Consider the following 25,503-nt stretch of genomic DNA (forward strand, 5'->3'; position numbering starts at 1 on the left):
GTCAGTTGCCGACGCGGCGGCGCAGGTCCTGGAACGCGGTGTAGTTGGCGATGACCTCGATCCGGCCCGGGGGGCTCATCTGCACCGCCTGGTCGAGGTTCTCGCAGACCTGGAACTGCTGGTTCGCCACTTCGAGGCGCACCGCGAGGTCCAGCTTCCGGTCGCCGACGACGCAGATCGGGTGGCCGGTCAGCCGCGTGTAGTCGACGTCCCACAGCCAGGACGTGTCGGTGCCGTCGGCGCCGCGCGCGTTCACCGAGAGGATCACCGGGGTGGGCGGCGGGTCGATCAGGGAGAACGTCTCCAGCCAGCCCGCGGGGTTCTTCGCCAGCAGCAGCCTGAGGTCGCGCTGCATGAACTGCACGACGTCGTACCGCCCGGCGACCGCCTGCACCTGGTACATCCGCTCCAGCGCGACCTGCGGCGGTACGCCGAAGACGGCGGCGACGGCGGCCGAGGAGGCGGCGTTGGCCTTGTTGGCGCGTCCCGGCAGCTGGAGGTGGATCGGCCAGGCGGAGCCGTGCGGGTCGAGGACGTGGTCGCCGGAGAGCGCCCAGGTCGGCGTCGGACGGCGAAAGCCGCACTCGCCGCAGAACCAGTCGTCGCCGGGGCGCTGCATCACACCGCCGCAGGACGGGCAGGACCAGGCGTCGTCCTTCCACATCTGGCCCGCGGCGACCCAGATCACGTTGGGCGAGGACGACGCGGCCCACACCACTAGCGGGTCGTCGCAGTTGGCGACGATGACGGCCTTGGACCCGGTCAGGCCCTCACGCCAGTTCTCCGCGAGCATCCGGGTCTCGGCGGCGCGGTCCAGCTGGTCGCGGGAGAGGTTCAGCAGGGCGATGCACTTCGGGTCGGTGTCCCGGGCGACGCCGGCGAGGTACTTCTCGTCGACCTCGATCACGCCGTACCGCGCGTCCGAGCTGCCCGCGAGCGCCGAGGTGATACCGGCGGGCATGTTGGCGCCGAGCGCGTTGGAGACCACCGGGCCGGCGGCCCGCAGCGCCTCGGCGATCAGCCGGGTGGTCGTGGTCTTGCCGTTGGTCGCCGAGACGAGGACCACGTCCAGGTTCTGGGCGAGCCGGGCGAGCAGGTCGGGGTCGAGTTTGAGGGCCACCCGGCCGCCGATCACCGAACCGCTGCCGCGCCCCGCGGCCCGGGATGCCGCCGCGACCGCCTTGCCCGCGGTTACGGCGATCTTGGCCCGCGGCGAGAGCGGGTCCGAGTTGCCTGCCATCAGTCCTCGATCCTCCTTGCGTACGCGCCGCGCCTCTGCCTGACGGCAACGTGGTGGTGGTCAGCCTATCGAGATCCATTCGCACTCCCGAATTGCGGCACCGTCACGATCCGGCAGCGCGGCGGACGCGACGTCGTGAACCGTACCCTTGCCGCCATGCGACCAAGCTCCATCCCGGGCTCCCGCGGGAGCGTGCGCCCCCTGACCCTGCTGGGCGACCCGGCCCTGACCGCACCCTGCGCCGAGGTCACCGACTTCGGACCCGAACTCGCCCGGCTCGTGGAGGACTTGTTCGCCACGATGTACGCGGCACGGGGCGTCGGCCTCGCGGCCAACCAGGTCGGCGTGGGCCTGCGGGTCTTCGTCTACGACTGCCCCGACGACGAGGACGTCCGCCACCTCGGCCACGTGGTCAACCCCCGCCTCGTCGAGGCCGACGGCCTCCGGCTGCGCGGCCCGGAGGGCTGCCTGTCCCTGCCGGGCCTGGAGGCGGGCACGGAACGCCACGACCACGCGGTGGTCGAGGGGTGCACGGTCACCGGGGAGCCGGTCACGGTGCACGGCACGGGGTTCTTCGCGCGGTGCCTCCAGCACGAGTGCGACCACCTGGACGGCCGGGTCTACGTCGACCACCTCACGGGGTGGCGCAGGCGCCGGGTGCTGCGGCAGGCGGCCCGGGCCCCCTGGCGCCGGGAGCGGTGACCCACCTGGGGGCGCGGGGAACCGCGCGGGCAGCCACGGACAACCCGCGCCCGAGGGGCGACCGTCAGAACCCCGGACCCCCCACCCGGTCCCCCGCCGCGGCCAGCCGCCCCCACAGCAGGTCCGCCAGACTCCGTACCAACTCCGCCCGCGAACAAGGCCGTTCCCCCAGCCACCAGTCCCCGGCCGCGTGCATCATGCCGACGATCCCGTGCCCCCACACCCGCGCCAGCCGCGGGCTGTCCGGGCCGAGGTCGACCCGCTCCTCGATGACCTGGGCCAGTTCCTCGCCCATCCGCCGCAGCAGCGGGGCGCTGTGCTTGCCGACGTCGAACCCCTGGTCCGTCGGCTGGCCGCCCTCGGCCGGGTGCATCAGGAACCGGTACACCTGGGGACGGGACTCGATGGCCGCGAGATACGTGTCGAGGGTGGACTCCACCCGCTCCCTGCGCTCCGCCGGGGCGTCCAGCGCGGCCCGCAGGGAGGCGAGCAGGGCGTCCGTGTGCCGTTGGGCGAGGGCGGCGTAGAGTCCGCCCTTGTCACCGAAGTGCCGGTAGAGGATCGGTTTGGTGATGCCCGCCTCGGCGGCGATCGCGTTCATGGACGCCTGGGGACCGTCGCGCAGGACGACGCGGTCGGCGGCCTCCAGCAGTTCGCGTCGGCGGCGGTCCGCGGACCGCTGCTGCTCGGCCCGCTGTGTGGTGTCCATTGGTTCTCCCCACCCGTGCTGGTTCGGTGACGCCTGCGCAAACTAACACCCGCGCCACCCCGGTGATCGAACGGGCTACCGAGGGGTAGTCGTGAGTTGACTTTTCCTACCCACGGGTAACAGACTGCTGTTACCGCTAGTAACACACATGCGCCGCTGGAGGGGACATGGCCGAGTTCACCATGGAGCTGAACGACGAACAGAAGGAGGTCCAGAGCTGGCTGCACGGCTTCGCCGCCGATGTCATCCGCCCCGCGGCCGCCGAATGGGACGAGCGTGAAGAGACTCCCTGGCCGGTCATCCAGGAGGCCGCGAAGGTCGGCATCTACTCCCTCGACTTCTACGCGCAGCAGTACTTCGACCCCACCGGCCTCGGCATCCCGATGGCGATGGAGGAGCTGTTCTGGGGGGACGCGGGCATCGCCCTGTCCATCGTCGGCACCGGCCTCGCCGCCGTCGGCGTCCTCGCCAACGGCACCGAGGAGCAGGTCGGCACCTGGATCCCGCAGATGTACGGCGACGCCAACGACGTGAAGGTGGCGGCCTTCTGCTCCTCCGAGCCGGACGCGGGCTCCGACGTCGCCTCCATGCGGACCCGGGCGGTCTACGACGAGGCCAGGGACGAGTGGGTGCTCAACGGCACCAAGACCTGGGCGACCAACGGCGGCATCGCCAACGTGCACGTCGTCGTCGCGGTCGTCGACCCCGACCTCGGCTCCAAGGGCCACGCCTCCTTCATCGTCCCGCCGAACACGCCGGGGCTGTCCCAGGGGCAGAAGTTCAAGAAGCACGGCATCCGCGCCTCGCACACCGCCGAGGTCGTCCTCGACGACGTGCGCGTGCCCGGCGCCTGTCTGCTCGGCGGCAAGGAGAAGCTGGACGAGCGGCTCGCCCGCGCCCGGGAGCGGGCGAAGCAGAAGGGCGAGCGCGTGAAGAACGCGGCGATGGCGACCTTCGAGGCGTCCCGCCCCGCCGTCGGCGCCATGGCGGTCGGCACCGCCCGCGCCGCCTACGAGGTCGCGCTCGACTACGCCAGCACCCGTGAGCAGTTCGGCCGCCCGGTCATCGACAACCAGGGCGTGGCCTTCCAGCTCGCCGACATGCGCACCCAGATCGACGCGGCCCGGCTGCTGGTCTGGCGGGCCTCCTGGATGGCCGTCAACGGCAAGCGGTTCACCGCGGCCGAGGGCTCGATGTCGAAGCTGTTCGCCAGCGAGACCGCCAAGAAGGTCACCGCGCAGGCCATCCAGATCCTCGGCGGCAACGGCTACACCCGGGAGTACCCGGTGGAGCGGATGCACCGGGACGCCGCCATCTACACCATCTTCGAGGGCACCAGCGAGATCCAGCGCCTGGTCATCGCCCGCACCCTGTCGGGGATGCCGATCCGCTGAGCGCCGGGTACCCGGGAGGGGGAGGCCAGGGCGTGTGGCGAACGTCCCGCCTGTCGAGCGACGCCCGGCACGCTCCCCCGAGCTCTTCGAGCAGGGGGTACCCCCACTCGCCGCGCCGGGCGGAAGCCCACGTACCACCAGTACGACGGTGCACCGGACGCCGCTCGGCCCGCCCTCCGGGCGGACGACGGGACTCTCGCCACACGCCCTAGACCGTCTCCTCCTCCACGGACGGCCGCCGCCCGTTCAGCACCTTGCGCACCCACCCCTCCGACAGGCCCAGCGCCGCCGCCAGCTCCGGCACCGGCATGCCCCGCTCGTGCGCGGAGCGCAGCGCGGCGTTGCGGCGGGCCTGTATGCGCTCGACCGCCGCCCGGCCCGCCACGGCCCGGTGCAGCACCACCGCCAGCCGCAGCAGCAGCCGCCCCGCCACGTCGTCCCAGCCACGCCCCATCGAGCCCCCTGTCGTCCGTCGGCGTGCGCGCACCGCACACCCTCCACGGTCACCGCGGGGACAGGTCGCCCACAAGGGCGTGAAACGGGCGCACCGGCTCCCGCGCGCTCCCGTCCGTCGGCGGCGGGTACCGTTCCGCACCATGAACCGAGGACGATCCCGGGTACACCTGGTCACCGGTGGGCCCACGTGGGAGCAGCGGCGGGCGGTGCCGCGGGACGCGCCGTACACCAGGTCGCAGCAGGCCGCGCGGGTGCCGCTGCGCACGGTCATGGGCCAGCTGGACGCGGCCGTGGCCCGGCGGGACTGGCGCGCCGCGCGGGCCGCGCGCTCGGCGGCCTGGGCCGAGGTCGACAAGCTCGTCGACCACCTCACCCGCGAGGAGCGCCGCGAGCTGGGCGAGTACGGGCGCCGGATCGTCCGGGGCGAGGCCCGGGACCGGGGGCGGGGGCCGGTCAGCGGTGCCTGAGCGGCGTCAGCTGCTGGATGTCGTACTTGGCGCGCAGTTCCTCGATCGCCGCGTGGTCCGGCGGCCCGCCCGCGGAGAGGATCTCCAGCAGCTCCTCGAAGTAGCGCTCGTGGTCCGGTGGCGGTGAGGACTGGAAGAACATCTTCGCCGGGGTGTGAGTCGGGTTCGCGAACGCGTGCGGGCACCCCGGCGGTACGACGATGACCGTGCCCGGCGTGGCCCGCACCACGCGGTTGCCGGTCGGGGACTCCCAGCGCTGCCAGTTGTCGGGGGTGCGCACCCGCGGCTCGAAGGCGAGCACGTCGAGTTCGCCCTCCAGCACGTAGAACAGCTCCTCGCTGCGGGTGTGCACATGGGCGCCCACGTCGAAGCCGGGCGGTACGAGCACCTCGAAGGTGGACGCCATCCGCGAGTGCGAGCCGGTCACCTTGAAGGTGACGTGCTGGGCGGGGGTCTCGACCACCCGCCCGTGACCCGGCGGGACGAGCAGCCCCTCCGTCGCCTCCGTCGCCGTCATCGGGCACTCACCAGGTCACGGGCAGGGCCTCGGGCCCGCGGATCAGCGCGCCCTTCTTGAAGGGCACCTCGTCCGGGTCCACCGCCAGGCGCAGGGTCGGGACCCGGTCCAGCAGCGCCTCGATCAGCAGTTCGGACTCCAGCCGGGCGAGCATCCCGCCGGGGCAGTAGTGCGGCCCGAAGCCGAACGCGACGTGCGGGTTGGGGGCGCGTTCCACGTCGATGGCCTCCGGGTCGGGGAAGACGTCCGGGTCGCGGTTGGCGGCCAGGTAGGAGACGTAGACGGCGTCGCCCGCGCGGATCAGGTGGCCGCGGAGCTCCACGTCCTCCCGGGCGATCCGGGAGAGTCCGACGGCGTTGCGGTGCGGGATGTAGCGGAGCAGTTCGTCGACGGCCCGGGGCCGGATCCCCGGCTCGGCGCGCAGCCGGTCGGCGAGTTCCGGGCGGGTGAGCAGCAGGTAGAACATCTGCCCGCTGTTGTTGGTGACCGCCTCGCCGCCGATCTGCAGGAGCACCGCGAGCCCCACGGCCTCCTGGAGCGTGACCTCCTCGCGGCCCACGGCGGCGCCGAGCAGGGAGGCGACGTCCTCGCCCGTGCTGCCCTCCCGCAGGCCGATCAGGTCGGCGAAGTAGGCGCCCATCTCCTCCTTGGCCCGCTCGCTGACCTGCGCGCCGTTGGAGGAGGACAGGATCAGCTGGGTCCAGGTGTGCATGGCGTGCCGGTCGGCCGCGGGCACGCCCATCAGCTCGCAGATCACGGCGATGGGGAACGGGCTCAGCACGGCCGCGGTGAGGTCGGCGGGCGGGCCGTCCTGGAGCATTTCGTCGACGAGTTCGCCGAGCAGCGCGCGCGACCGGTCCCGGATGCGCTCCACGCCCCGGGCGGTGAAGGCGGACGCCACCGAGCGGCGCAGCCGGGTGTGGTCGGGCGGGTCGAGGAAGCCGACCGCGCCCCGGCTGGGGATGAAGTGCGGGGCGAGCCGGGTGACCTGCCGGTCCATCACCATCTCGCGGCTGAAGCGCGGGTCGTTGGTCACCATCCGGACGTCGTCGTAGCGGGTGGCCAGCCACGCCCAGCCCTCCCCGTTGGGCAGCTGGATGCGGGTGAGCGGGCCCTCGTCCATCAGCTCCCGCAGGACCGGGTCGAAGTCCGTGCCGGACAGGTCGAGGGCGGGCCACTGACGGATCGGCGGCGCGAATCGGAGAATCGTTTCTTCGGTCTCGGTCATGTCAGCTGTTCCCGTCGGTGGTCTGCCAGCGCCCGAGGGACATCTCGGCGGTGATGCCGGGCCCGAACCCGGCGAGCAGCCCGCGCGCCCGCCGCTCGGCGCCGCCCTCGTCGAACAGCCGCCGCAGCGCGTCCAGGACGACGGCGCTGGCGATGTTCCCGTACTCGGTGAGGGTGGCCCGGCTGAAGCGGAAGGCGTGCGGGTCGACCTGGAGGAACTTGCTGAGGTCGTCGAGTATCCGGGGCCCGCCCGCGTGGATGATGTAGAAGTCCAGGTCGGAGGCGTCCCAGCCGTGGTGCCCGGCGAGCTCCTGGAGCGCCGGCGCGAGCGGCTCCATGGTCCCCGGCACCCGCTTGTCCAGCAGGAAGTGGAAGCCGGTGGCGCGCACGTCGTACGAGATCCAGTCCTCGGTCTTGGGGATCAGGTACGAGCCGTTGCGCTCCAGCCGCACCCCGGTGCCGCCCCGCCCGCGCACCACGGCGGCGGCGACCCCGTCGCCGAACAGCCCGTTGGACAGCAGCGAGCCGACGCCGACGTCGGTGGGCTGGTAGCACAGCGAGCAGAACTCGCAGGCCACGATGAGCGCGTTGGCCTCCGGGTAGGCCGTGCAGAAGTCGTGCGCCCGGTTGATCGCGGCGCCGCCGGCCGCGCAGCCGAGCTGGGCGATCGGGAGCTGCCGGGTGTCGCTGGCGAAGTCCATCTCGTTGATCAGCCAGGCCGTGAGCGACGGCATCATGAAGCCCGTGCACGACACGTAGATGATCAGGTCGACATCGCGGGTGAGCAGCTCCGCGTCGTCCAGCGCCCGCTGGACGACCGCCGGGACGCGGGCCTTGGCCTCGGCCTCGTAGAGCTTGTTGCGGTCCTCGAAACCGGGGTGCTTCAGGGTCTCCTCGATGGGCTGCACGATGTGCCGGGTACGCACCCCGGTGTTCGATATCAGCCGCAGGACCAGCGGGAGCTGGGGGTGGTCGGCGTGGCGGGAGCGCGCCAGGTCGAGCGTCTCCTCCATCGTGATCACGTGCTCTGGAACGGACACCGAGGGTCTGCACAAAGTCGCCATGAACCGTGCCTGCTTTCGCCGAAGGTGGTTCACCTTGAAGGTGCTCCACCCACGATCACCCGCGACGGCGGCGATCTCGCGCGGGACTACTCCGTCTCAGGGACCCCCACGGCGCTCACCCGCTGCTGTGGGCGATGCACGCCACGTCGATCCGGTCGGCCAGCTTCGCCAGTTCGATCGTCAGCGCGGCCACCGTGTCCTCGTCGAGTCCGTCCTCCCCGGCCTCGACGAGGTGCAGCCACCGGCCGCCCACGGTGCGGAGCAGTTTGCTGACGTCGGCCGCGGCCACCTGCAAGGTACCGCGGTCGTCGACGATCAGAGGGAGAGTCACTTCGCGGTTCACGCGGTCGATCGTAGTCGCGGAAGGCTCACGCCCCGTGCCATACGGTGGTGATGTTGCAGAACTCGCGGATTCCGTGCCCGGACAGCTCACGCCCGTACCCCGACCGCTTCACCCCGCCGAACGGGAACGCCGGATGGGAGGCGGTCATCCCGTTCACGTACACGCTGCCGGCCTCCAGGTCCCGTACGAACCGGTCGACCTCGGCGCCGTCCCGGGTCCAGACGTTGGAGCTGAGTCCGAACGGGGTGTCGTTGGCGATGAGCACGGCCACGTCGAGGTCGCCCGCGCGGTACAGGGTGGCGACCGGCCCGAACGCCTCCTCGCGGTGGATGCGCATCTCGCGGTCGATCCCGGCCAGCACGGTCGGCGGGTAGTACCAGCCGGGCCGGTCCGGGCGCCGACCGCCGCACAGCACGCGCGCGCCGCCGCGTACGGCGTCGTCCACCAACTCCTCCAGGTCGGTCCGGCCGCGCTCGCTGGACAGCGGCCCGATCTGGGTGTCCTCGTCCATCGGGTCGCCCAGCACCAGCGCCTCCATGCCCTCGGTGAAGCGTTCCGCGAAGGCGTCGTAGACGTCGGTGTGCACGATGAACCGCTTGGCGGCGATGCACGACTGCCCCGCGTTCTGGCAGCGCGCGGTCACCGCGACCTCCGCGGCCCGGTCGACGTCGGCGGACGGCATCACCACGAACGGGTCGCTGCCGCCCAGCTCCAGCACCGTCTTCTTGATCATCTCCCCGGCGGTGGCGGCGACCGCGCGGCCCGCGGGCTCGCTGCCGGTGAGGGTGGCGGCCTTCACCCGCTCGTCGCGCAGGATCGCGTCGACCTCGGCGGAGCCGATCAGCAGGGTCTGGAAGGTGCCCTCGGTGAAGCCCGCCCGGTGGAAGAGGTCCTCCAGGTACAGGGCGGTCTGCGGCACGTTGGAGGCGTGCTTGAGCAGGCCGACGTTGCCCGCCATCAGCGCGGGCGCGGCGAACCGGACCACCTGCCACAGCGGGAAGTTCCACGGCATCACCGCCAGCACCGGCCCGAGCGGCCGGTAGCGCACCACGGCCCGGACACCGCCGGAGTCGCGCACGTCGGCCGCGGCGGGCTCCTCGTCGGCGAGCAGTCCGGCGGCGTGGTCGGCGTACCAGCGCATCGCCCTGGCGCACTTCGCGGCCTCCGCGCGGGCCTGCTTGACGGGCTTGCCCATCTCGGTGGTGATGACCCGGCCGATGTCGTCCTGGTCCTCGTCGAGGAGGTCGGCGGCGTGGCGCAGCAGCGCGGCCCGCTCGTCGAAGGTGGTCGTCCGGTAGGTGCGGAACGTGGCCTCGGCGAGCTGGAGCCTGCGTTCGATCTCCTCCTCGCCCATGGCCTGGTACGTCTTGACTGTCTCGCCGTTCGCCGGGTTCACCGTCGCGATGGGCATGGCTGGACCTCCTGGGGGCGACTGTGTTTCGACCTTCGCGTGCGACGCCGGGCCCCGCAACGCCTCAGCCCGGGTGCTCCGCCAGCCGGTCGAGAAACGCGCCCTGCGCCGTGACGATCACCTCTGCCGCCTCGGCCAGCGGGAACCAGCGCACCCGGTCCAGCTCGGGGAACTCCTGGGTGCGGCCGGAGCGCGGCGGCCACTCCATGGTGAAGGTGCCCGGCACGACCGTCGCCGGGTCGAGGTCGCCCTCCACCGCCCACACCGTGACCAGCTTGCCGCCCGACTGCCGCACCTCGCCCAGCGGTACGGTCGCCCCCTCGGGCGGCGGCACGCCCAGCTCCTCGGTGAACTCACGGCGGGCCGCGTCCCAGGCGGGCTCGTCCGGCTCGTACTCGCCCTTCGGGACCGTCCAGGCCCCGGCGTCCCGGCGCGCGAAGAACGGTCCGCCCATGTGCCCGAGCAGCACTTCGAGGCCGTCGCCGGTGCGCCGGAACAGCAGCAGGCCCGCGCTGCGCCTCACCGCGCCACCTCCGGGTGCGCGGCGAGCAGCGTCTCCACGGTGTCGGCGTCCTCGGGGCGCTTGTCCTCGCGGTAGCGCACGACGCGGGCGAAGCGCAGGGTGACCCCGGCCGGGTAGCGGGTGGAGCGCTGGAGACCGTCGTAGGCGATCTCGACGACGAGTTCGGGGCGTACGGTCACCACGTGGCCGTCGCTGTCGACGGCCAGCTCCCGCAAGCGTTCTGTCTGCCAGGCGAGCAGGGCGTCGGTCATCCCCTTGAACGTCTTGCCCAGCATCACCAGCGAGCCGTCTGCCGCGCGGGCGCCCAGGTGCAGGTTGGAGAGCTTGCCGGTGCGCCGCCCGCTGCCCCACTCGGCGGCGAGGACCACCAGGTCGAGGGTGTGCACGGGCTTGACCTTCAGCCAGGACGCGCCGCGGCGGCCCGCGCTGTAGGGGGCGTCGAGGGACTTGACGACGACGCCCTCGTGGCCGCGCCTGAGCGTCCCGGCGAGGAACTCCTCCGCGGCGGGCAGGTCCGCCGTGCCCGACACCACCGTCCGCCGTACCCGCATCGGCTCCGGGACCAGCCGGGCCAGCTCCGCGTGCCGTTCGGTCAGCGGCAGGTCGAGCAGGTCGCGGCCGTCGACGGACAGGACGTCGAAGAAGACGGGGGAGACCGGCACCGCGCGGGCGGCCCCGGCGACGTCCAGGCGGGAGCCGACGCGCCCGGCGGTCTCCTGGAACGAGCGGGGGCGGCCGTCCGCGTCGAACGCGATGACCTCGCCGTCCAGGACGAACCGCTCGCCCGCCAGCCCCAGCGCGGCCGACGTCACCTCGGGCAGCCGGTCGGTGATGTCGTCCAGGGCGCGGGTGTAGAGCCGTACGGCGCCGCCGTCGCGGTGCACCTGGACGCGGATGCCGTCGAGCTTCTCCTCGACCGCGCACCCGGCCAGCCTGCCGACGGCCTCCGCGACCGAGGACGCGCTGTGCGCCAGCATCGGCAGCACCGGGCGGCCGACCGTGAGCCGGAACGCCGCCAGCGCCGCCGGGCCGTCCGCGAGCAGCGCCTCGGCCACCGTCTGGAGGGAGCCCGCCAGCATCACCGCCCGGCGTACGTCGGCCGGGGGCGCCCCGGTCGCCTGCGCCAGGCCCTCCACGGCCACCGCGTCCAGGGCGCCCTGCCGCACCTCGCCGGTGATCAGCCCGACCAGGAACCGCTGCTCCTCCTCGGTGGCCAGGCCCATCAGCTCGCCGGTCAGCCGGGTCCGCTCCGCCTGGGAGCCGGTACCGGAGACCGCGCCGATCGCGGTGAGCCGCCCGTCCACCTCGCGCACGGTCAGGGTGGGCTCGGTGGCCGGGGGCACGGCGCGGCCGAACACCTTCCAGCCGATGCCGAGCCGTCCCTGCGGCAGCCGTCCGGCCAGGTACGGGATGACCAGCGGCACGTCGGCCGCCTCCGCCTCCCGGAACAACTCGGCGAGCAGGGCGGTCTTCCGGGACCGCGCGGAGGTGGCGGCGACCTCCCGGGACACGTGGGCGAGCCGGGTGAGCAGCATGGAGCCAGGGTGCACCGGTGCGGCGGCTTCCACACCTCCGCGGCGGCGGTCCGTGTCGCTGGGGCGGGGCCCGTGCCTCCGGGGGCGCCGGTCCACGCCTCCCGGGCGCTGGTCCACGCCTCCGGCACGCCGTTCCACGCTCCAGGCGGTGTTCCACGCCCGAGGCGGTGTTCCACGCCCGAGGCGGTGTTCCACGCCCGAGGCGGTGTTCCACGCCCGAGGCCGTGTTCCACGCCCGAGGCCGTGTTCCGCGCCCTGGAGCGGCGTCTCTACGCCCCCAAGGTCGCGTCCAGGTCGGACATCAGCAGCTCGCCGTTGATCGTCGCCCCGGCCCGGTAGCCGCCGCTCGCCGCGTTCACCACCTGCTCCCCGAAGCCCGCCGCGTTGCCCGCCGCCCACACCCCGGGCACGGTGGTCCGCCCGCTCGCGTCGACCACCGGGTACGCGCCGAACGGCGTCTCGGTCAGCTCCGCGCCCAGTTGCTCCAGCAGCCCGGTCCGCGGCACCGCGCGCGGCGCCACGAACAGCACCGACCGCGCGTGCGTGGTGCCGTCCGCGAGCCGTACGCCGGTCAGCCGGTCGTCGGCCACCGCCAGGCCCGCGACCTCGCCGGGGACGACCTTCACCCCGGCCGCGGCCAGCCGGCGCAGGTCCTGGTCCGACAGCTCGGCCTCGGGGACCCGGTGCAGGAACAGTGTCACGTCCTGGGACCACTGGGACACCATCAGCGCCTGGTGGGCGGGCATCGCGGCACCCGCGAGGACACCGAACGGCCGGTCGCGCACCTCCCAGCCGTGGCAGTACGGGCAGTGCAGCACGTCCCGGCCGAACCGCTCGGCGACGCCGGGCACGTCGGGCAGCTCGTCCTTGAGGCCGGTGGTGACCACCAGCCGCCGCGCCCGCACGGTCCGCCCGCCGGCCAGCGTCACGGCGAAGTCCGCGCCCTCGCGCACGCCGACCGCCTCGTCCCGGACCAGCTCGACGCCGTACTCCGCGATCTCCGCGCGGCCCACGGCCAGGAACTCGGCCGGGGACATGCCGTCCCGGGACAGGTAGCCCTGCATGTGGGCGGCGGGCGCGTTGCGCGGCTCGCCCGCGTCGACGACCAGGGTGCGGCGCCGGGCCCGGCCCAGGACGAGCGCCGCGGACAGGCCCGCGGCACCGCCGCCGACGACTACCACCTCGTACGGTTCGGTCTTCTCGGTCATGGTGACCACCTCCACGCCCACCGTCACCCGACCGGGTTCGGATTGACAAACTTGTTTGCCGAACCTGCAATAAGAACATGAGTACCGACGACGTCCTGGCGGGCGTGGGCCCCCGGCTGCGGCAACTGCGCAAGGAGCGGGAGGTGACGCTGACCGCGCTGTCCGAGACCACCGGCATCTCGGTGAGCACGCTCTCCCGGCTGGAGTCCGGGCTGCGCAAGCCCAGCCTGGAGCTGCTGCTGCCGATCGCGCGGGCGCACGGCGTGGCGCTGGACGACCTGGTGGGCGCCCCGCCGGTGCGCGACCCCCGGGTCCGGGCGGCACCGATCTGCCGCTACGGCCGCACCCACTGGCCGCTCACCCGCCAGCCCGGCGGGCTCCAGGCGTTCAAGGTGCTCGAGCCGCAGATGGAGCGGGTGCCGGAGCTGCGCACCCACGAGGGGTACGAGTGGCTGTACGTGCTCTCCGGGCGGCTGCGGCTGGTGCTGGGCGACCGCGACATCGTGCTGACGGCGGGGGAGGCGGCCGAGTTCGACACCCGGGTGCCGCACTGGTTCGGGTCGACGGGGGAGGGCCCGGCGGAGTTCATCAGCCTGTTCGGGCCGCAGGGGGAGCGGATGCACGTACGGGCCCGGCCCACCCGCAGGGGTGAGCACGGGCAAGACGACTGACGCCAGCTGTTCCCAGGGCGGCAAGCGACCGCTTAGTATGCGGACCGACCCCGGACAGACGCAGCAGTCCCCCGTGGAGGCCCTTCATGCAGGCATGGCAAGTGCACGAGAACGGCGAGCCGGGCGAGGTGATGCGCCTCGCCGACGTGGCGCGGCCCGCCCCCGGGGACGGCCAGGTCCTGCTCAAGGTGCGCGCCGCCAGTGTCAACTTCCCGGACGCGCTGATGTGCCGCGGGCACTACCAGGTCCGCCCGCCGCTGCCGTTCACCCCGGGCGTGGAGATCTGCGGGGAGACCGAGGACGGGCGCCGGGTCCTCGCCACCCCCCTCCTGCCGCACGGCGGCTTCGCCGAGTACGCCGTCGCGGACGCCGCCGGACTGCGGCCCGCCCCCGAGGCGCTGGACGACGCGGAGGCCGCCGCCCTGCACATCGGCTACCAGACCGGCTGGTTCGCGCTGCACCGCAGGGCCCGCATCGCCCCCGGTGAGACGCTGCTCGTGCACGCCGCCGCGGGCGGGGTGGGCAGCGCCGCCGTCCAGCTCGGCAAGGCCGCCGGGGCCACCGTCATCGGCGTCGCGGGCGGCGCCGAGAAGGCCGCCGTCGCCCGTCGGCTGGGCTGTGACGTGGTGATCGACCGGCACACCGAGGACGTCATCGCCGCCGTGAAGGAGGCCACCGGCGGCCGGGGCGCCGACGTCGTCTACGACCCGGTGGGCGGCGACGCCTACACCCAGTCCACGAAGGTCGTCGCCTTCGAGGGCCGGATCGTCGTCATCGGCTTCGCCAGCGGCACCATCCCCAGCCCCGGTCTGAACCACGCCCTGGTGAAGAACTACTCGATCCTCGGCCTGCACTGGGGCCTGTACAACACCAAGAACCCCAAGCTGGTCGAGGAGTGCCACGAGCAGCTCACCGAGCTGGCCGCCCGCGGCGCCGTCAAGCCGCTGGTCAGCGAGCGCGTCCCGCTCGCCGGGGCCGCCGACGCCGTCCAGCGGGTGGCGGACGGCGTGACCACCGGCCGGATCGCCGTGCTGCCGGGGGTGGCCGCATGACCGACGCCGCCGAACTGCGCCGCCGCACGCGGGAGTTCCTCGCCGCGCACCCACCGGGTGACACCGACCGGCTGGAGTTCCTGCGCGCCCGCTTCGACGCCGGGCTCGCCTGGGTGCACTTCCCCGAGGGCCTCGGCGGACTGGGCGCCCCGCGCACCCTCCAGGCCGTCGTGGACGCCGAACTGGAGGCCGCGGGCGCCCCCGACAACGACCCGCGGCGCATCGGCATCGGCCTCGGCATGGCCGCGCCGACGATCCTGCACTACGGCACCGAGGAGCAGAAGCGCACCTACCTGCGCCCGCTGTGGACCGGCGAGGAGGTCTGGTGCCAGCTGTTCAGCGAGCCCGGCGCCGGATCCGACCTCGCCGCGCTCGGCACCCGCGCCGTCAGGGAGAGTGGGGGAGACTGGGTGGTCAACGGGCAGAAGGTGTGGACGTCCAGCGCCCATGTCGCCCGCTGGGCCATCCTCATCGCCCGCACCGACCCGGACGTGCCCAAGCACCGCGGCATCACCTACTTCCTGTGCGACATGACCGACCCCGGCGTGGAGGTCCGCCCGCTGCGGCAGATCACCGGCGAGGCCGAGTTCAACGAGGTCTTCCTCACCGACGTCCGCATCCCCGACTCCCGGCGCCTGGGCGAGGTCGGCGACGGCTGGCGGGTCGCGCAGACCACGCTCAACAACGAACGCGTCGCCATCGGCGGGATGCGGCTGCCCCGCGAGGGCGGCATGATCGGCCCCGTCGCCGCGACCTGGCGCGAACGCCCCGAACTGCGCACCCACGACCTGCACCAGCGGCTGCTGAAGGTCTGGGTCGACGCCGAGGTGGCCCGGCTCACCGGTGAACGCCTCCGCCAGCAGCTCGCCGCGGGCCATCCCGGTCCCGAGGGCGCCGGGACGAAGCTCGGCTTCGCCCGCCTCGCGCAGGAGATCAGCGGCCTGGAGGTCGAACTGCGCGGCGCCGAGGGCCTGGCGTACGACGACTGGACCATGCGCCGCCCCCAGCAGGTCGACTTCACCGGCCGCGACGCCGGGTACCGCTACCTGCGGGCCAAGGGCAACAGCATCGAGGGCGGGACCAGCGAGGTCCTGCTGAACATCGTCGCCGAGCGCGTCCTCGGGCTGCCCGCCGAGCCGCGCACCGACAAGGACGTCGCCTGGAAGGACCTCGCCCGATGAGCGCACAGCCCGACCTGCTCTACAGCGAGGAGGAGGAAGCCCTCCGCGCCGCCGTCCGCGACCTGCTCGCCGACCACTGCGACGCCGCCGGCGTCCTCGCCCGCGCCGAGTCGGACGAGCCCCACGACCGAGAGACGTGGAAGGCGCTCACCGAGGGCATGGGCCTCGCCGGTCTCCTGGTCCCCGAGGCGCTGGGCGGCCAGGGCGCCACCCACCGCGAGGCCGCCGTCGTCCTGGAGGAACTGGGCCGCGCCGTCGCGCCCGTGCCCTACCTCACCAGCGCCGTCGTCGCCACCGAGGCCCTGCTCGACTGCGCCGCCGACGACCTGCTCGCCGAGCTGGCCACCGGTCGCCGCGTCGCCGCCCTCGCCGTCGCCCTGCACGTCGGTCCGGGCGGCGACTGGGACACCGTACGACTCGACGACGGCACCCTGCACGGGGAGTTGACCGGCGTCGCGGACGCCGCCGTCGCCGATGTGCTGCTGGTGCCCGCGGACGACGGCGGGCTGTACGCGGTGGCCGCCGACGCCGTGACCGTCACCCCCCGGGTGCCGCTCGACCTGACCCGGCCGCTGGCCACGGTGACCCTGGACGGCGCGCCCGGCCGACGGCTGGGGGAGGCGCGGCCGGCCGTGCGCCGCGCGCTGCGGGCCGGGGCCGGACTGCTCGCCTCCGAGCAACTCGGCGTCGCCGACTGGGCGCTGACCGAGACCGTGCGCTACCTGAAGGAGCGCAAGCAGTTCAACCGGCCGGTCGGCGGCTTCCAGGCCCTCAAGCACCGGCTCGCCCAGCTGTGGCTGGAAACCGTCAACCTCCGCGCCGCCGCCCGCAACGCCGCCGACGCCCTCACCACCGCCGAGGACACCGACCTCGCGGTGGCCGTCGCCCAGGCGTACGCCGCGCCGGTCGCCGTGCACGCCACCGAGGAGGCGCTGCAACTGCACGGCGGCATCGGGATGACGTGGGAACACCCGGTGCACCTGTACCTGAAGCGGGCCAAGGCCGACTCGATCGCGTACGGCACCGCGGGCGCCCACCGGCAGTCCGTGGGCGCACTCGTCGCGCTGCCGACGCCCTGACCGGTTCCCGGCACGCGAAGGCCCGTCCCTTCCGGGGCGGGCCTTCCCGTGTGTCCGGAGCGGCCGGAGTGAACTCGTGGCGGCGGTCCGGCCAACTCCTGTCACGGTGAGCTCTTCTGAGGTCCGTTCCGGCTCATACTCTCTGCGTCCCGATCCGGCCCTCCCGGGAGGCAGACATGGCCCTCACCACCCGCCGCAGAGCCCTCACCACCCTCGGCGCCGCCCTCGCGGGCTCGTTCGCGCTGCCCGCCACGCAGGCGCTCGCGGACGAGCGCGGGCGCGGCCCGCGCCCGCTGTGGCGCGCCCACGCCCACAACGACTACGAGCACCCCCGGCCCCTCCTCGACGCCCTCGACCACCGCTTCGGCAGCGTCGAGGCCGACATCTACCTCGTCGACGGCCAACTCCTCGTCGCCCACGACCCCGAGGACCTCGACCCGGCCCGCACCCTGGAGTCCCTGTACCTCGACCCGCTCGCCGCCCGGGTCCGCGCCGGGCACGGCTGGGTCTACCGCGGCCACCACCGGCCCCTCCACCTGCTGGTCGACATCAAGACCGACGGCGCGGCCACCTACCTCGAACTCGACCGCCGACTGCGGCGCTACAAGCACCTGTTCACCAGCTACGCCCACGGCCGGGTGCGCCGCGGCCCGGTCACCGCCGTCATCTCCGGCGACCGCGCCGCCCGCGTCCCCATGGAGGCGCAGACCGAACGCCGCGCCTTCTACGACGGCCGCCTGGCCGACCTCGGCGGTCCCGCGCCCGCGTCCTTCATCTCCCTCGTCAGCGACAACTGGACCCACCACTTCACCTGGCGGGGCGTCGGCGCGTTCCCCACCGCCGAGCGGGAGAAGCTGCACGCCCTCACCGGCGCCGCGCACGCCCGCGGCCAGCAGGTGCGGTTCTGGGCGACGCCGGACGTGCCGGGCCCGGACCGGGACGCGCTGTGGACGGAGCTGCTCGCCGCCGACGTCGACTACCTCAACACCGACGACCTGGCGGGCCTGGAGGCGTTCCTGGACGCCCACCGGGCCGCGTAGGCGACCCGCGGCGGGATCCCCGGCAAGACCACACGATCGGAGGACAGGTCAGCCGCCCGGACGAACCCTCCGCTACGCCACACTTGCGGCCGAACGCCGTGAACCGGACGTGCGGCGTGGCGGAGGAGTGTGACGATGGCCGTTTCCATCTCTGTGGTGCTGCTGCTCCTGATCCTGGCGGTGATCTTCGTCCGCAGCGGTGGGCTGAAGATCTCGCACGCCCTGGTCTGTCTGCTGCTCGGGTTCTACCTGGCGGGCACCAGCATGGCCCCGACCATCAGCAGCGGCCTCACGGCGACCGCCGACATCGTCAGCGGACTGCGCCCGTGAGGCCGCCGCCCCCGGTCAGCGCGTCGAGTAGACGCCGATGCCGTTCGGCACCGGGCGCTCGGCGCCACCGGACGGGTGGTTGAGCACGGTGACACCCGTGTCGCCCGGCGCCCGGGCGACCAGCGCCGACGACCCGCCGCCGTCCAGGCTGAAGGCGTCCACCGACCCCAGCTCCCGCATGACGTCCGCCACTTCGGCGACCGTCAGGCCGGTGCGGTACTCCGGCGCCCCGTCCACGGCGACGAGCAGCAGGCTCCGCCCGCCGTCGGCGATTCCGGCGGCGCTGCGGACCGCGGGGGTGGCGTTGCTCAGGCCGGGTACGGGCCGACCGCCCGTCAGCACCGGGTAGCCGCCCACCGCGAACCGGAACGGCACCCGGCTCCCGGCCGCCACCAGCCGGTGGACGACCTCCACGGGCTCACCCGCGGACAGCTTCCGCAGCTCCCGCGCGCCCGCCTCCCGGCCGACGAGCACCGTCGTCCCCGGCTCGACGGGGCCGCTCCCGGGGGCGTCGGCGTGGGAAACGACGCGGCCGTGACGGACCGTCACCTCATGGGTGTCCGTCCCGCACGGCGCCGCGCGGTCGGTGTCCGTGCCGCAGGTGGCGCGCACCCGGGAGGCGCTGCCCCAACGGGGCGTGAACACGCCGACCGATCCCTCCGGCAGCGCGTACTGGTTGAACCCGCCCAGCGGCAGCGCCCCCTCCGCCGTGCGGACGCTCCCGGCCAGCGTCAGCCGGTCGAGCCGCGCCCGCCGGTCCACGCCCACCCCGATGACGTCCCGCGCGCTGGTGCCGGGCGGCAGTGCCGGTCCGAAGCGCTGCGCGTCGGGCACCGCCGCCTTCATCGCCCGCCCGGACGCGACCGCCGGGCCCGAGCCGGCCCCCGTCGCCGGCACGCCCGGGTGCTGTACCTCGGTGATGTTGAAGAAGTCGCCGTTGACGCCCGCCACGGCACCGGAGGCGTCGGCCATCGAGGACACCGTGGCCCGCGCGGCCACCGCGCCCGGGTGCAGCAGGTCGAGGCGGACCCGGGGGTCGGCCACGTCGACGCGCAGCACGTGCAGGCGCGTGGGCCCGCCGAGCGCGTCGACGTCGACCTCCTCGTAGACCACGCCCGGCGCCACCCGGGTGCCGTCGTCCACGGCGGCGGCCGGGGCGGCCCCTGTCAGCGCCGTCCCGGCCAGCGCGCCGAGAGCGGCGAGTAACGCCAGCAGTCCTCTGCCCGTCACCGTTCCCCCTGAGGGTCCGTCAGCTGTCGTGTGCACAGGAAGCAGTGCAGCAGACGGGGGCGGCCCCCGGGGGTCCTACGCGCCGACGCGGCCGGAACACCCGGCCACCCGGCGACGCCGCCGCTCAGCGGTCCGCGTCGCGGTCCGGCGCTGCGGCGTCCGCCCCGGGCGGGGGCGTGCCGTCCTTCGCGAGCCGGTCGGCGAGTTCGTCGCGGACCAGCAGCCGCCGGTCGAGCGCGTCGACCCGGTAGGCGACCCGGCCGACGATCTGGCTGGTCACCGGCGCGGTCAGCATCTGGAAGACGGCGACGAGGACCAGCACGGGCGCGTGCCGGGACGGCAGTTGCGCCGCCGCGCCCAGCAGCACCAGCAGCAGACCGAGCGTCTGCGCCTTCGCGGCGGCGTGCAACCGGCTGCCGGTGTCCGGAAACCGCAGCAGCCCCACCGCGCCCAGCAGGCAGAACAGCGCCCCGGCCGGGAACAGCACCGCCGTCAGCACGTCCCGTACGACGGTCATCGCATCCCCTGCCGCTTCTCCACCAGGTGGGCCGCCGTCACCGACCCGATGAACGCCAGCAGGGTGAGCACGACCAGCGCGGGCACGGGCGTGGGGTCCTCCCGCAGCACCATCCCGACCGCCGTGCCCGCGACGACCAGCGTCACGATCACGTCCAGCGCCATGACGCGGTCCAGGGCGCTCGGGCCGCGCACCAGCCGCACCAGCGTCAGCAGGGCGGCGGCCGACAGCAGGCCGAGCGTGACGGCGTAGAGCAGGTTCATGTCGGGTTCCCTCCCGCGTCGTCCGGGGCGCGGTCCGGGAGGGGCTGGCCCATCGCCCGTGCCACCGAGTCCTCCACCGAGCGGGCCTGCCGCCGCCGCTCCTCGACGTCGCGCGCGTCGCGGACGGGCAGCGCGTGCACGTACAGGCGCCGCCGCCCCCGGTCGATCTCCATCACCAGCGCCCCCGGGGCCATCGTGGTGACCTCGGCGACGGCCGTGACCAGCAGGTCGCTGTCGGCGCGCAGCGGCACCTCCACGATCGCCGCGGTGGTCCGCGGCCCGTACCGCACCGCCTGCCAGGCCACCACCGCGCCCGACCCGACCAGGTCGGCGAAGAGCCGCGCCAGCAGCCGTACGACGCCCAGCGGCCGGGGCGCCCAGCCCCGCACCGGCGGCAGCGGGAACGCCACCACGACCGCGACCGCGACGACCAGGCCACCGGCCAGCACCAGCGGCCCGAGCGACCCCCACAGCAGCACCCACAGCACCCACAGCCAGCCCACCATCGGCAGCTGCCGCACGACCCGGCTCACCGTTCCCCCTCACCCAGGACGACCGACCGGTACGCCTGCGGACGCAGCAGGTCCTGCGCGGCCCGCTCCCCGAGCCGCGCGAGCGGCCCCGCCCCGGCCGTGACGACCAGCCCCGCCACCGTCACCCCGGCCGCCGACGCCAGCATCAGCCGCGCCCCGCGCGTGCGCACCGACGCGCCCCGCGCCGGACGCGGCGGCTTCATGAACCCGGCCGTCCACACCCGGACCATCGCGTACAGGGTCAGCGCGCTGGTCAGCACCGCCGCCCCGAGCAGCAGGTACGCCACCGCCCCGGCACGCCCGGCACCGGCCTGCAACAGCGCCAGCTTGGCCACGAACCCGGAGAACGGCGGCACCCCCGCCAGGCTCATCGCCGGGAGCGCGAACAGGACGGCGACCGCGGCGCCCGGCGTCGGCCGCCGCGCCATCACCGACAGCGCCGCCGTGTCGCTGCGCCGCACCATCAGGTCCGCGACCAGGAACAGCGCCGCCTGCGCGACGATGTGGTGGACGACGTAGAGGATGGTCCCGGTCAGCCCGCGCACGTCGAACAGGGCGAGCCCGAACAGCATGAACCCGATGTGGCTGACGAGGGTGAAGGACAGCAGCCGGTTGATGTCGTCCTGCGCGAGGGCGCCCAGGATGCCCACCAGCATCGTCGCGACCGCCACCCAGGCCAGCAGCGGCCACACCCCGGACCGCGGGAACATCAGCGTCTCGGTGCGCAGCAGCGCGTACACGCCGACCTTCGTCAGCAGCGCGGCGAACACCGCGGTGATCGGCGCGGGCGCGGTCGGGTAGCTGTCGGGCAGCCAGAAGTGCAGCGGTACCAGCGCCGCCTTGATGCCGAGGACGGTCAGCGTCAGCAGCGCCAGCGCGCCCCGCAGCCCGCCGTCCAGCTCCGCGAGCCGCGGCCCGAGCTGCGCCAGCGTGACCGTGCCGGTGGCCGCGTACACCAGCGCGATCAGGGTGATGAACAGCAGCGACGAGGTCAGGCTGACGATGGTGTACGTCATCCCCGCGCGGGTGCGGTTCCGCCCCGCGTCCAGCGTGATCAGCACGTACGACGCCGCCAGCATCGCCTCGAACGCGACGAACAGGTTGAACAGGTCACCGGAGAGGTAGGCCAGGCTCACGCCCGCGACGAGCACCAGGTAGGCCGGGTGGAACACCCGCGCCGAGCGCTCCCGGCGCTCCGCCGTGCCCTGCCCGACCGCGAAGCCCAGCACGGCGAGGGACACCAGCGCGGACACCGTCAGCAGCAGCGCCGACAGCCGGTCCGCGACCAGGGTGATGCCGAGCGGCGCGGGCCAGCCACCCATGTGCACGGCCTGCGGCCCGTCCCGGTCGGCCAGCACCAGCAGCGCCGCCGCGTCGGCCAGCACCACCGCGAGCACCGCCCCGCTCAGGCCGCGGATGACCGCCCGCCGCGGCCCGAGCAGCGACAGCCCGGCGCCGAGCAGCGGCAGCAGCACCGGCAGCGCCAGCAGCGTCCCCCTCATCGCGCGTCCTCCGGTGGGGTCCGCTCGCGGTCGTCGTGTCGCCTGGCGCGCTCCGCGAAGGTGCCGATCCGGCGGTCCTCCACGTCGTCGCGCACCTCGTCGTTGCCCCACAGCCGCCAGGACCGGTACGCCAGCGCCGTCAGGAACGCGGTCAGCGCGAACGTGATCACGATCGACGTCAGCGCCATCGCCTGCGGCAGCGGATCGGCGTACCGCTCCGGGGCCGCCGCCTTCCCGTCCGTGATCGGGGGCCGCCCCGGGGTGCCGCCCGCGACCAGCAGCAACAGGTTGGTGCCGTGGCCGAGCACGATGAACCCCAGCACGATCCGCATCAGCGAGCGTTGCAGCATCAGGTAGAACCCGACCGCGAACAGCGCGCCGACCACGACGGACAGGGTGATGTCGATGGTGTTCACGAGGCGGCCTCCCGCTCCGCGCGCCCCCGGCCGAGCGAGACGCCCGCCGCCGACAGCAGCTTCAGCGTGACCCCGACGACGACCAGGTAGACCCCGACGTCGAAGAAGACACTGGTCGCGAACTTCACCGTGCCCAGCGGCGGCGGATGGAGTGTCACCACCGTGCTCTCCAGCGGCGCGCCCCCGGCCAGCGCCGGGAGCAGCCCGACCACGGACGCGATCATCAGGCCCGTGCCCGCGACCACGCCCGAGTGCACCCGCACCGCCGCGCCCAGGTCGGCGCGCCCGCCCACCAGGTAGCGCAGCACGAACGCCTGACCCGCCACCAGCCCGCCCGCGAAGCCGCCGCCGGGCCGGTAGTGCCCGGAGAACAGCAGGAACAGGGAGAGCACCAGGATCGACGGGAACAGCAGCCGGGTCACCACCTCGAGGAGTACCGACCGCTCACCGCCGGGCCGTTCCCGCGCCCCCGGCAGCCAGGTCCCCGCGGGCTCGTCCCAGTGCGCGGTCGGGAACGCCGTACGCCGTCGCTCACCGCCCCGCCGCGCCTGGCCCCGGCCACGCACCCGGACCAGGCTGACCACGCCGACCGCCGCCACCAGCAGCACCGAGATCTCCCCGAGGGTGTCCAGGGCGCGGAAGTCGACGACGATCGCGTTGACCACGTTGTCGGCGCCCGCCTCCCGGGCGTGCCGCACCTGTTGCGCGGAGACGGGCGGCGCCCGGCGGGCCGCGGACGTGGCGAGGGCGAAGCAGATGACGAACACCCCGACCGCGCAGGCCGCCGCCGCCCGCAGCAGCCGCGCCCGGGCCACCGTCGGGCCCGGGCTGAACCGCGACGGCATCCGCCGCAGCACCAGCACCACCACGACCAGCGTCATGGTCTCCACCAGCAACTGGGTGAGGGCCAGGTCCGGCGCCCCGCGCACCAGGAAGATCCCCGCCACGCCGTAGCCGACGGCGCCCGCCAGCAGCACGCCGGTCAGCCGGTGCCGGGCGGCCACCACCGCCCCGGCCGACACCAGCACCAGCACCCCCAGCACCGGCTCCACCGGCGACCACCACGCCGACGGCGACCCCAGCGTGGGCGCCGCCGCCGCGAGGGCCACCCCGGGCACCACGACCACCGTCGTCAGCAGCACCGTCAGGTAGACCGGCAGCGAGCCGACCTGGACCCGCCCGGTGACGGCGACCGCGACCCGGTCGACGCCGGCGAGACAACGGTCGAACAGGACCTGGGCGTCCGGCAGCCGGCGCAGCCGCCGCCCGGCGCCGTACGGCACCCGCCGCAGGACCACGTGCAGCAGCGCGCCGAGCAGCAGCGCCAACACCGACAGCCCCAGCACCCCGGTGAACCCGTGCCACGGCTTCAACGCGTACGGTCCGTCAGACCCCGCCGGGAACACGTCCGCGTACGCCTCCGCGACGGCCGCCGTGCCCGCGTATCCCACCCCGAGGACCAGCCCCGCCGCCGACAGCACCGCCACCGGCGCGAGGAACCCCGGCTCCGGCCGCCGCGCCCGCTCGACGGCGCCCGTCACCGGACCGCCGAACGCCCCCCGCAGGAACCGCGCGCTGTACGCCAGCGTCAGCGCGAAGCCCGCGACCAGGGCCGCCGTCAGCCAGCCGTGCGCCGCGAGGCCGGGTCCGTGCCCCAGCGCCTCCACGGCGGCCTCGTGGGCCAGATAGCCGACGAGTGGCGGCAGCCCCGCCATCGACGCCGCGGCGAGCGCCGCCACCGCGCACAGCACCGGCATCCGCCGCCCCAGCCCCGACAGCTCCCGCACGTCCCGGGTGCCGGTGCGGCGGTCCACGATCCCCACCGACAGGAACAGCGCCGACTTGAACGCGGCGTGCGCCATCAGCAGCACCGTCCCCGCGATCGCCGCGGTACGGGTGCCCGCGCCGAGCAGCGCGGTCATCAGGCCCAGTTCACTGATCGTGCCGTAGGCCAGCAGCAGCTTCAGGTCCAGCGCGCGCAGCGCCCGCCACGCGCCGAGGACCAGGGTGCCCAGGCCCACCGTGAGCACCATCGGCCGCCACGGACCGACCTCCGCCAGCGCGGGCGCGAGCCGGGCCACCAGGTAGACGCCCGCCTTCACCATCGCCGCCGCATGCAGATAGGCGCTCACCGGCGTCGGCGCCACCATCGCCGCGGGGAGCCAGCCGTGCAGCGGGAACTGGGCGGACTTCGCGAACGCGCCGACGAGGATGAGGACGACGGCGGCGGTGACCGTGTCGCCGCGCGGCGGGTCGGCGACGATCGCGGAGATCCGCTGCGTCCCGGCCGCCGACGCCAGCAGCACGAAGCCGAGCAGCATCACCAGGCCACCGGCCGTCGTCACCAGCAGCGCCTGCCGCGCCGCCCGCCGCTCCTCGGCCGACTCCCCGCGCCCGGCGATCAGCAGGAACGACACCACCGTGGTCAGTTCCCAGAACACGTAGAGCACGAAGAGGCCGTCGGCCAGCACCAGCCCCGCCATCACCCCCGCGAAGAGCAGCAGCAGCGCCGCGAGTTGGGCGCCGTCCCGCTCCACGTAGTACCGGCAGTACAGCAGCACCAGCGCCCCGACGCCGGCGACGATCCACAGCATCAGCAGGGCCAGCGCGTCCAGCCGCAGGTCGATCGTGAGCCCCAGCGACGGCGCCCACGCGAGGGAGTCGGTGTGGACCTCTCCGTCCAGCACCCCCGCCGACCGCACGCTCGCCCAGACCACCACCGCCAGCGGCACCAGTGCCGCCACCCCCCACACCGCCCCGCCCAGCCGCCGCCGCGCCCCCAGGACCGCCGCCGCGACCACGGCATGGGCGGCCAGCAGGAACAGCACAGCAGCACCACCCCTCCGCGGCGGTCCGCCCCGCCGACACTCCGCTCGTCCCTGCCCGGCCTTCG

At 74.2% G+C, this 25,503-nt stretch carries 27 protein-coding genes; 9 read left to right on the forward strand and 18 right to left on the reverse strand.

Annotation, left to right across the window (positions count from 1 at the left end; all coding sequences use genetic code 11):
- Window position 1 precedes the first annotated feature (1 nt).
- Window positions 2-1,240 (reverse strand): MurT ligase domain-containing protein, encoded by a 1,239-nt coding sequence (locus ABZ659_RS09355; protein ID WP_360215433.1) that lies wholly within the window; start codon window positions 1,238-1,240, stop codon window positions 2-4.
- A 156-nt stretch (window positions 1,241-1,396) separates the two neighbouring features.
- On the opposite strand from ABZ659_RS09355, the gene def reads away from it, so the two are divergent.
- Complete coding sequence (gene def, locus ABZ659_RS09360; RefSeq protein ID WP_360215436.1) at window positions 1,397-1,942, forward strand: peptide deformylase; 546 nt, start codon at window positions 1,397-1,399, stop codon at window positions 1,940-1,942.
- A gap of 64 nt (window positions 1,943-2,006) precedes the next feature.
- Here def and ABZ659_RS09365 read toward each other — a convergent pair whose 3' ends face one another.
- Window positions 2,007-2,651 carry a TetR family transcriptional regulator gene (locus ABZ659_RS09365; RefSeq protein WP_360215439.1) on the reverse strand — a complete coding sequence of 215 codons (645 nt, stop codon included), beginning with the start codon at window positions 2,649-2,651 and terminating at the stop codon, window positions 2,007-2,009.
- Window positions 2,652-2,818: 167 nt separating this feature from the next.
- On the opposite strand from ABZ659_RS09365, the gene ABZ659_RS09370 reads away from it, so the two are divergent.
- On the forward strand, window positions 2,819-4,045 hold the full coding sequence (locus ABZ659_RS09370; protein ID WP_360215442.1) for an acyl-CoA dehydrogenase family protein: 1,227 nt from the start codon (window positions 2,819-2,821) through the stop codon (window positions 4,043-4,045).
- A gap of 208 nt (window positions 4,046-4,253) precedes the next feature.
- Here ABZ659_RS09370 and ABZ659_RS09375 read toward each other — a convergent pair whose 3' ends face one another.
- The gene (locus ABZ659_RS09375; RefSeq protein WP_360215445.1) at window positions 4,254-4,499 is read right to left on the reverse strand and encodes a hypothetical protein; all 246 of its coding nucleotides are present in this window, start codon (window positions 4,497-4,499) and stop codon (window positions 4,254-4,256) included.
- Between the two features lie 142 nt (window positions 4,500-4,641).
- Here ABZ659_RS09375 and ABZ659_RS09380 point away from each other — a divergent pair, with 142 nt between their 5' ends.
- The gene (locus ABZ659_RS09380; protein ID WP_360215448.1) at window positions 4,642-4,968 is read left to right on the forward strand and encodes a hypothetical protein; all 327 of its coding nucleotides are present in this window, start codon (window positions 4,642-4,644) and stop codon (window positions 4,966-4,968) included.
- On the opposite strand, the gene ABZ659_RS09385 is transcribed toward ABZ659_RS09380, so the two are convergent.
- From ABZ659_RS09385 to ABZ659_RS09420, 8 genes are all read right to left on the reverse strand, one after another.
- Window positions 4,955-5,485: a cupin domain-containing protein gene (locus tag ABZ659_RS09385; RefSeq protein ID WP_360215451.1), complete on the reverse strand. Its 531-nt coding sequence runs from the start codon at window positions 5,483-5,485 to the stop codon at window positions 4,955-4,957. The genes ABZ659_RS09380 and ABZ659_RS09385 overlap by 14 nt on opposite strands.
- Window positions 5,486-5,492: 7 nt before the next feature.
- Window positions 5,493-6,713, reverse strand: coding sequence for a cytochrome P450 (locus ABZ659_RS09390; protein ID WP_360215455.1), 1,221 nt, complete (start codon window positions 6,711-6,713; stop codon window positions 5,493-5,495).
- 1 nt (window position 6,714) lies between these two features.
- On the reverse strand, window positions 6,715-7,809 hold the full coding sequence (locus tag ABZ659_RS09395; RefSeq protein ID WP_360215458.1) for a type III polyketide synthase: 1,095 nt from the start codon (window positions 7,807-7,809) through the stop codon (window positions 6,715-6,717).
- 82 nt (window positions 7,810-7,891) lie between these two features.
- On the reverse strand, window positions 7,892-8,119 hold the full coding sequence (locus ABZ659_RS09400) for a DUF6213 family protein (protein WP_210919845.1): 228 nt from the start codon (window positions 8,117-8,119) through the stop codon (window positions 7,892-7,894).
- A 25-nt stretch (window positions 8,120-8,144) separates the two neighbouring features.
- Window positions 8,145-9,530, reverse strand: a complete 1,386-nt coding sequence (locus tag ABZ659_RS09405; protein WP_360215461.1) for an NADP-dependent succinic semialdehyde dehydrogenase — start codon at window positions 9,528-9,530, stop codon at window positions 8,145-8,147.
- A gap of 64 nt (window positions 9,531-9,594) precedes the next feature.
- Window positions 9,595-10,053 (reverse strand): NUDIX domain-containing protein, encoded by a 459-nt coding sequence (locus ABZ659_RS09410; protein WP_360215464.1) that lies wholly within the window; start codon window positions 10,051-10,053, stop codon window positions 9,595-9,597.
- Window positions 10,050-11,588, reverse strand: a complete 1,539-nt coding sequence (locus tag ABZ659_RS09415) for an ATP-dependent DNA ligase (protein ID WP_360215467.1) — start codon at window positions 11,586-11,588, stop codon at window positions 10,050-10,052. Before ABZ659_RS09415 ends, ABZ659_RS09410 begins: the two co-directional genes overlap by 4 nt.
- Before the next feature lie 269 nt (window positions 11,589-11,857).
- Complete coding sequence (locus ABZ659_RS09420; RefSeq protein WP_360215470.1) at window positions 11,858-12,796, reverse strand: NAD(P)/FAD-dependent oxidoreductase; 939 nt, start codon at window positions 12,794-12,796, stop codon at window positions 11,858-11,860.
- A gap of 77 nt (window positions 12,797-12,873) precedes the next feature.
- Between ABZ659_RS09420 and ABZ659_RS09425 the strand changes: the two genes are divergently transcribed.
- The 6 genes from ABZ659_RS09425 (at window position 12,874) to ABZ659_RS09450 (ending at window position 18,149) form a co-directional block, all read left to right on the forward strand.
- Window positions 12,874-13,467, forward strand: a complete 594-nt coding sequence (locus tag ABZ659_RS09425; RefSeq protein WP_360215473.1) for an XRE family transcriptional regulator — start codon at window positions 12,874-12,876, stop codon at window positions 13,465-13,467.
- A gap of 86 nt (window positions 13,468-13,553) precedes the next feature.
- Window positions 13,554-14,519, forward strand: coding sequence for an NADPH:quinone oxidoreductase family protein (locus ABZ659_RS09430; RefSeq protein WP_360215476.1), 966 nt, complete (start codon window positions 13,554-13,556; stop codon window positions 14,517-14,519).
- Window positions 14,516-15,700, forward strand: a complete 1,185-nt coding sequence (locus ABZ659_RS09435) for an acyl-CoA dehydrogenase family protein (protein WP_360215479.1) — start codon at window positions 14,516-14,518, stop codon at window positions 15,698-15,700. The genes ABZ659_RS09430 and ABZ659_RS09435 overlap by 4 nt, the downstream gene beginning before the upstream one ends.
- Window positions 15,697-16,779 (forward strand): acyl-CoA dehydrogenase family protein, encoded by a 1,083-nt coding sequence (locus ABZ659_RS09440; RefSeq protein WP_360215482.1) that lies wholly within the window; start codon window positions 15,697-15,699, stop codon window positions 16,777-16,779. The genes ABZ659_RS09435 and ABZ659_RS09440 overlap by 4 nt, the downstream gene beginning before the upstream one ends.
- A 176-nt stretch (window positions 16,780-16,955) precedes the next feature.
- A complete protein-coding gene (locus ABZ659_RS09445) occupies window positions 16,956-17,819 on the forward strand; it encodes a phosphatidylinositol-specific phospholipase C/glycerophosphodiester phosphodiesterase family protein (protein WP_360215485.1) in 864 nt (287 codons plus the stop codon).
- Window positions 17,820-17,954: 135 nt separating this feature from the next.
- The gene (locus tag ABZ659_RS09450) at window positions 17,955-18,149 is read left to right on the forward strand and encodes a hypothetical protein (protein ID WP_360215488.1); all 195 of its coding nucleotides are present in this window, start codon (window positions 17,955-17,957) and stop codon (window positions 18,147-18,149) included.
- A 15-nt stretch (window positions 18,150-18,164) separates the two neighbouring features.
- Here the strand turns inward: ABZ659_RS09450 and ABZ659_RS09455 are convergent, their stop codons facing one another.
- From ABZ659_RS09455 to ABZ659_RS09485, 7 genes are all read right to left on the reverse strand, one after another.
- Entirely contained in the window at window positions 18,165-19,379 is a 1,215-nt protein-coding gene (locus tag ABZ659_RS09455; protein ID WP_360215491.1) for a phosphodiester glycosidase family protein, read from the reverse strand.
- A gap of 124 nt (window positions 19,380-19,503) precedes the next feature.
- A complete protein-coding gene (gene mnhG, locus ABZ659_RS09460) occupies window positions 19,504-19,896 on the reverse strand; it encodes a monovalent cation/H(+) antiporter subunit G (RefSeq protein ID WP_360215494.1) in 393 nt (130 codons plus the stop codon).
- A complete protein-coding gene (locus ABZ659_RS09465; protein WP_360215497.1) occupies window positions 19,893-20,159 on the reverse strand; it encodes a monovalent cation/H+ antiporter complex subunit F in 267 nt (88 codons plus the stop codon). The genes mnhG and ABZ659_RS09465 overlap by 4 nt, the downstream gene beginning before the upstream one ends.
- A complete protein-coding gene (locus ABZ659_RS09470; RefSeq protein ID WP_360215500.1) occupies window positions 20,156-20,692 on the reverse strand; it encodes a Na+/H+ antiporter subunit E in 537 nt (178 codons plus the stop codon). The genes ABZ659_RS09465 and ABZ659_RS09470 overlap by 4 nt, the downstream gene beginning before the upstream one ends.
- Window positions 20,689-22,194, reverse strand: coding sequence for a Na+/H+ antiporter subunit D (locus ABZ659_RS09475; protein WP_360215503.1), 1,506 nt, complete (start codon window positions 22,192-22,194; stop codon window positions 20,689-20,691). The genes ABZ659_RS09470 and ABZ659_RS09475 overlap by 4 nt, the downstream gene beginning before the upstream one ends.
- Window positions 22,191-22,610: a Na(+)/H(+) antiporter subunit C gene (locus tag ABZ659_RS09480; protein ID WP_360215506.1), complete on the reverse strand. Its 420-nt coding sequence runs from the start codon at window positions 22,608-22,610 to the stop codon at window positions 22,191-22,193. The genes ABZ659_RS09475 and ABZ659_RS09480 overlap by 4 nt, the downstream gene beginning before the upstream one ends.
- Window positions 22,607-25,438 (reverse strand): Na+/H+ antiporter subunit A, encoded by a 2,832-nt coding sequence (locus ABZ659_RS09485; RefSeq protein WP_360215509.1) that lies wholly within the window; start codon window positions 25,436-25,438, stop codon window positions 22,607-22,609. The genes ABZ659_RS09480 and ABZ659_RS09485 overlap by 4 nt, the downstream gene beginning before the upstream one ends.
- Between the last annotated feature and the right edge of the window lie 65 nt (window positions 25,439-25,503).

The organism is Streptomyces sp. NPDC006997, from assembly GCF_040635175.1.
Classification (GTDB): Bacteria; Actinomycetota; Actinomycetes; order Streptomycetales; family Streptomycetaceae; genus Streptomyces.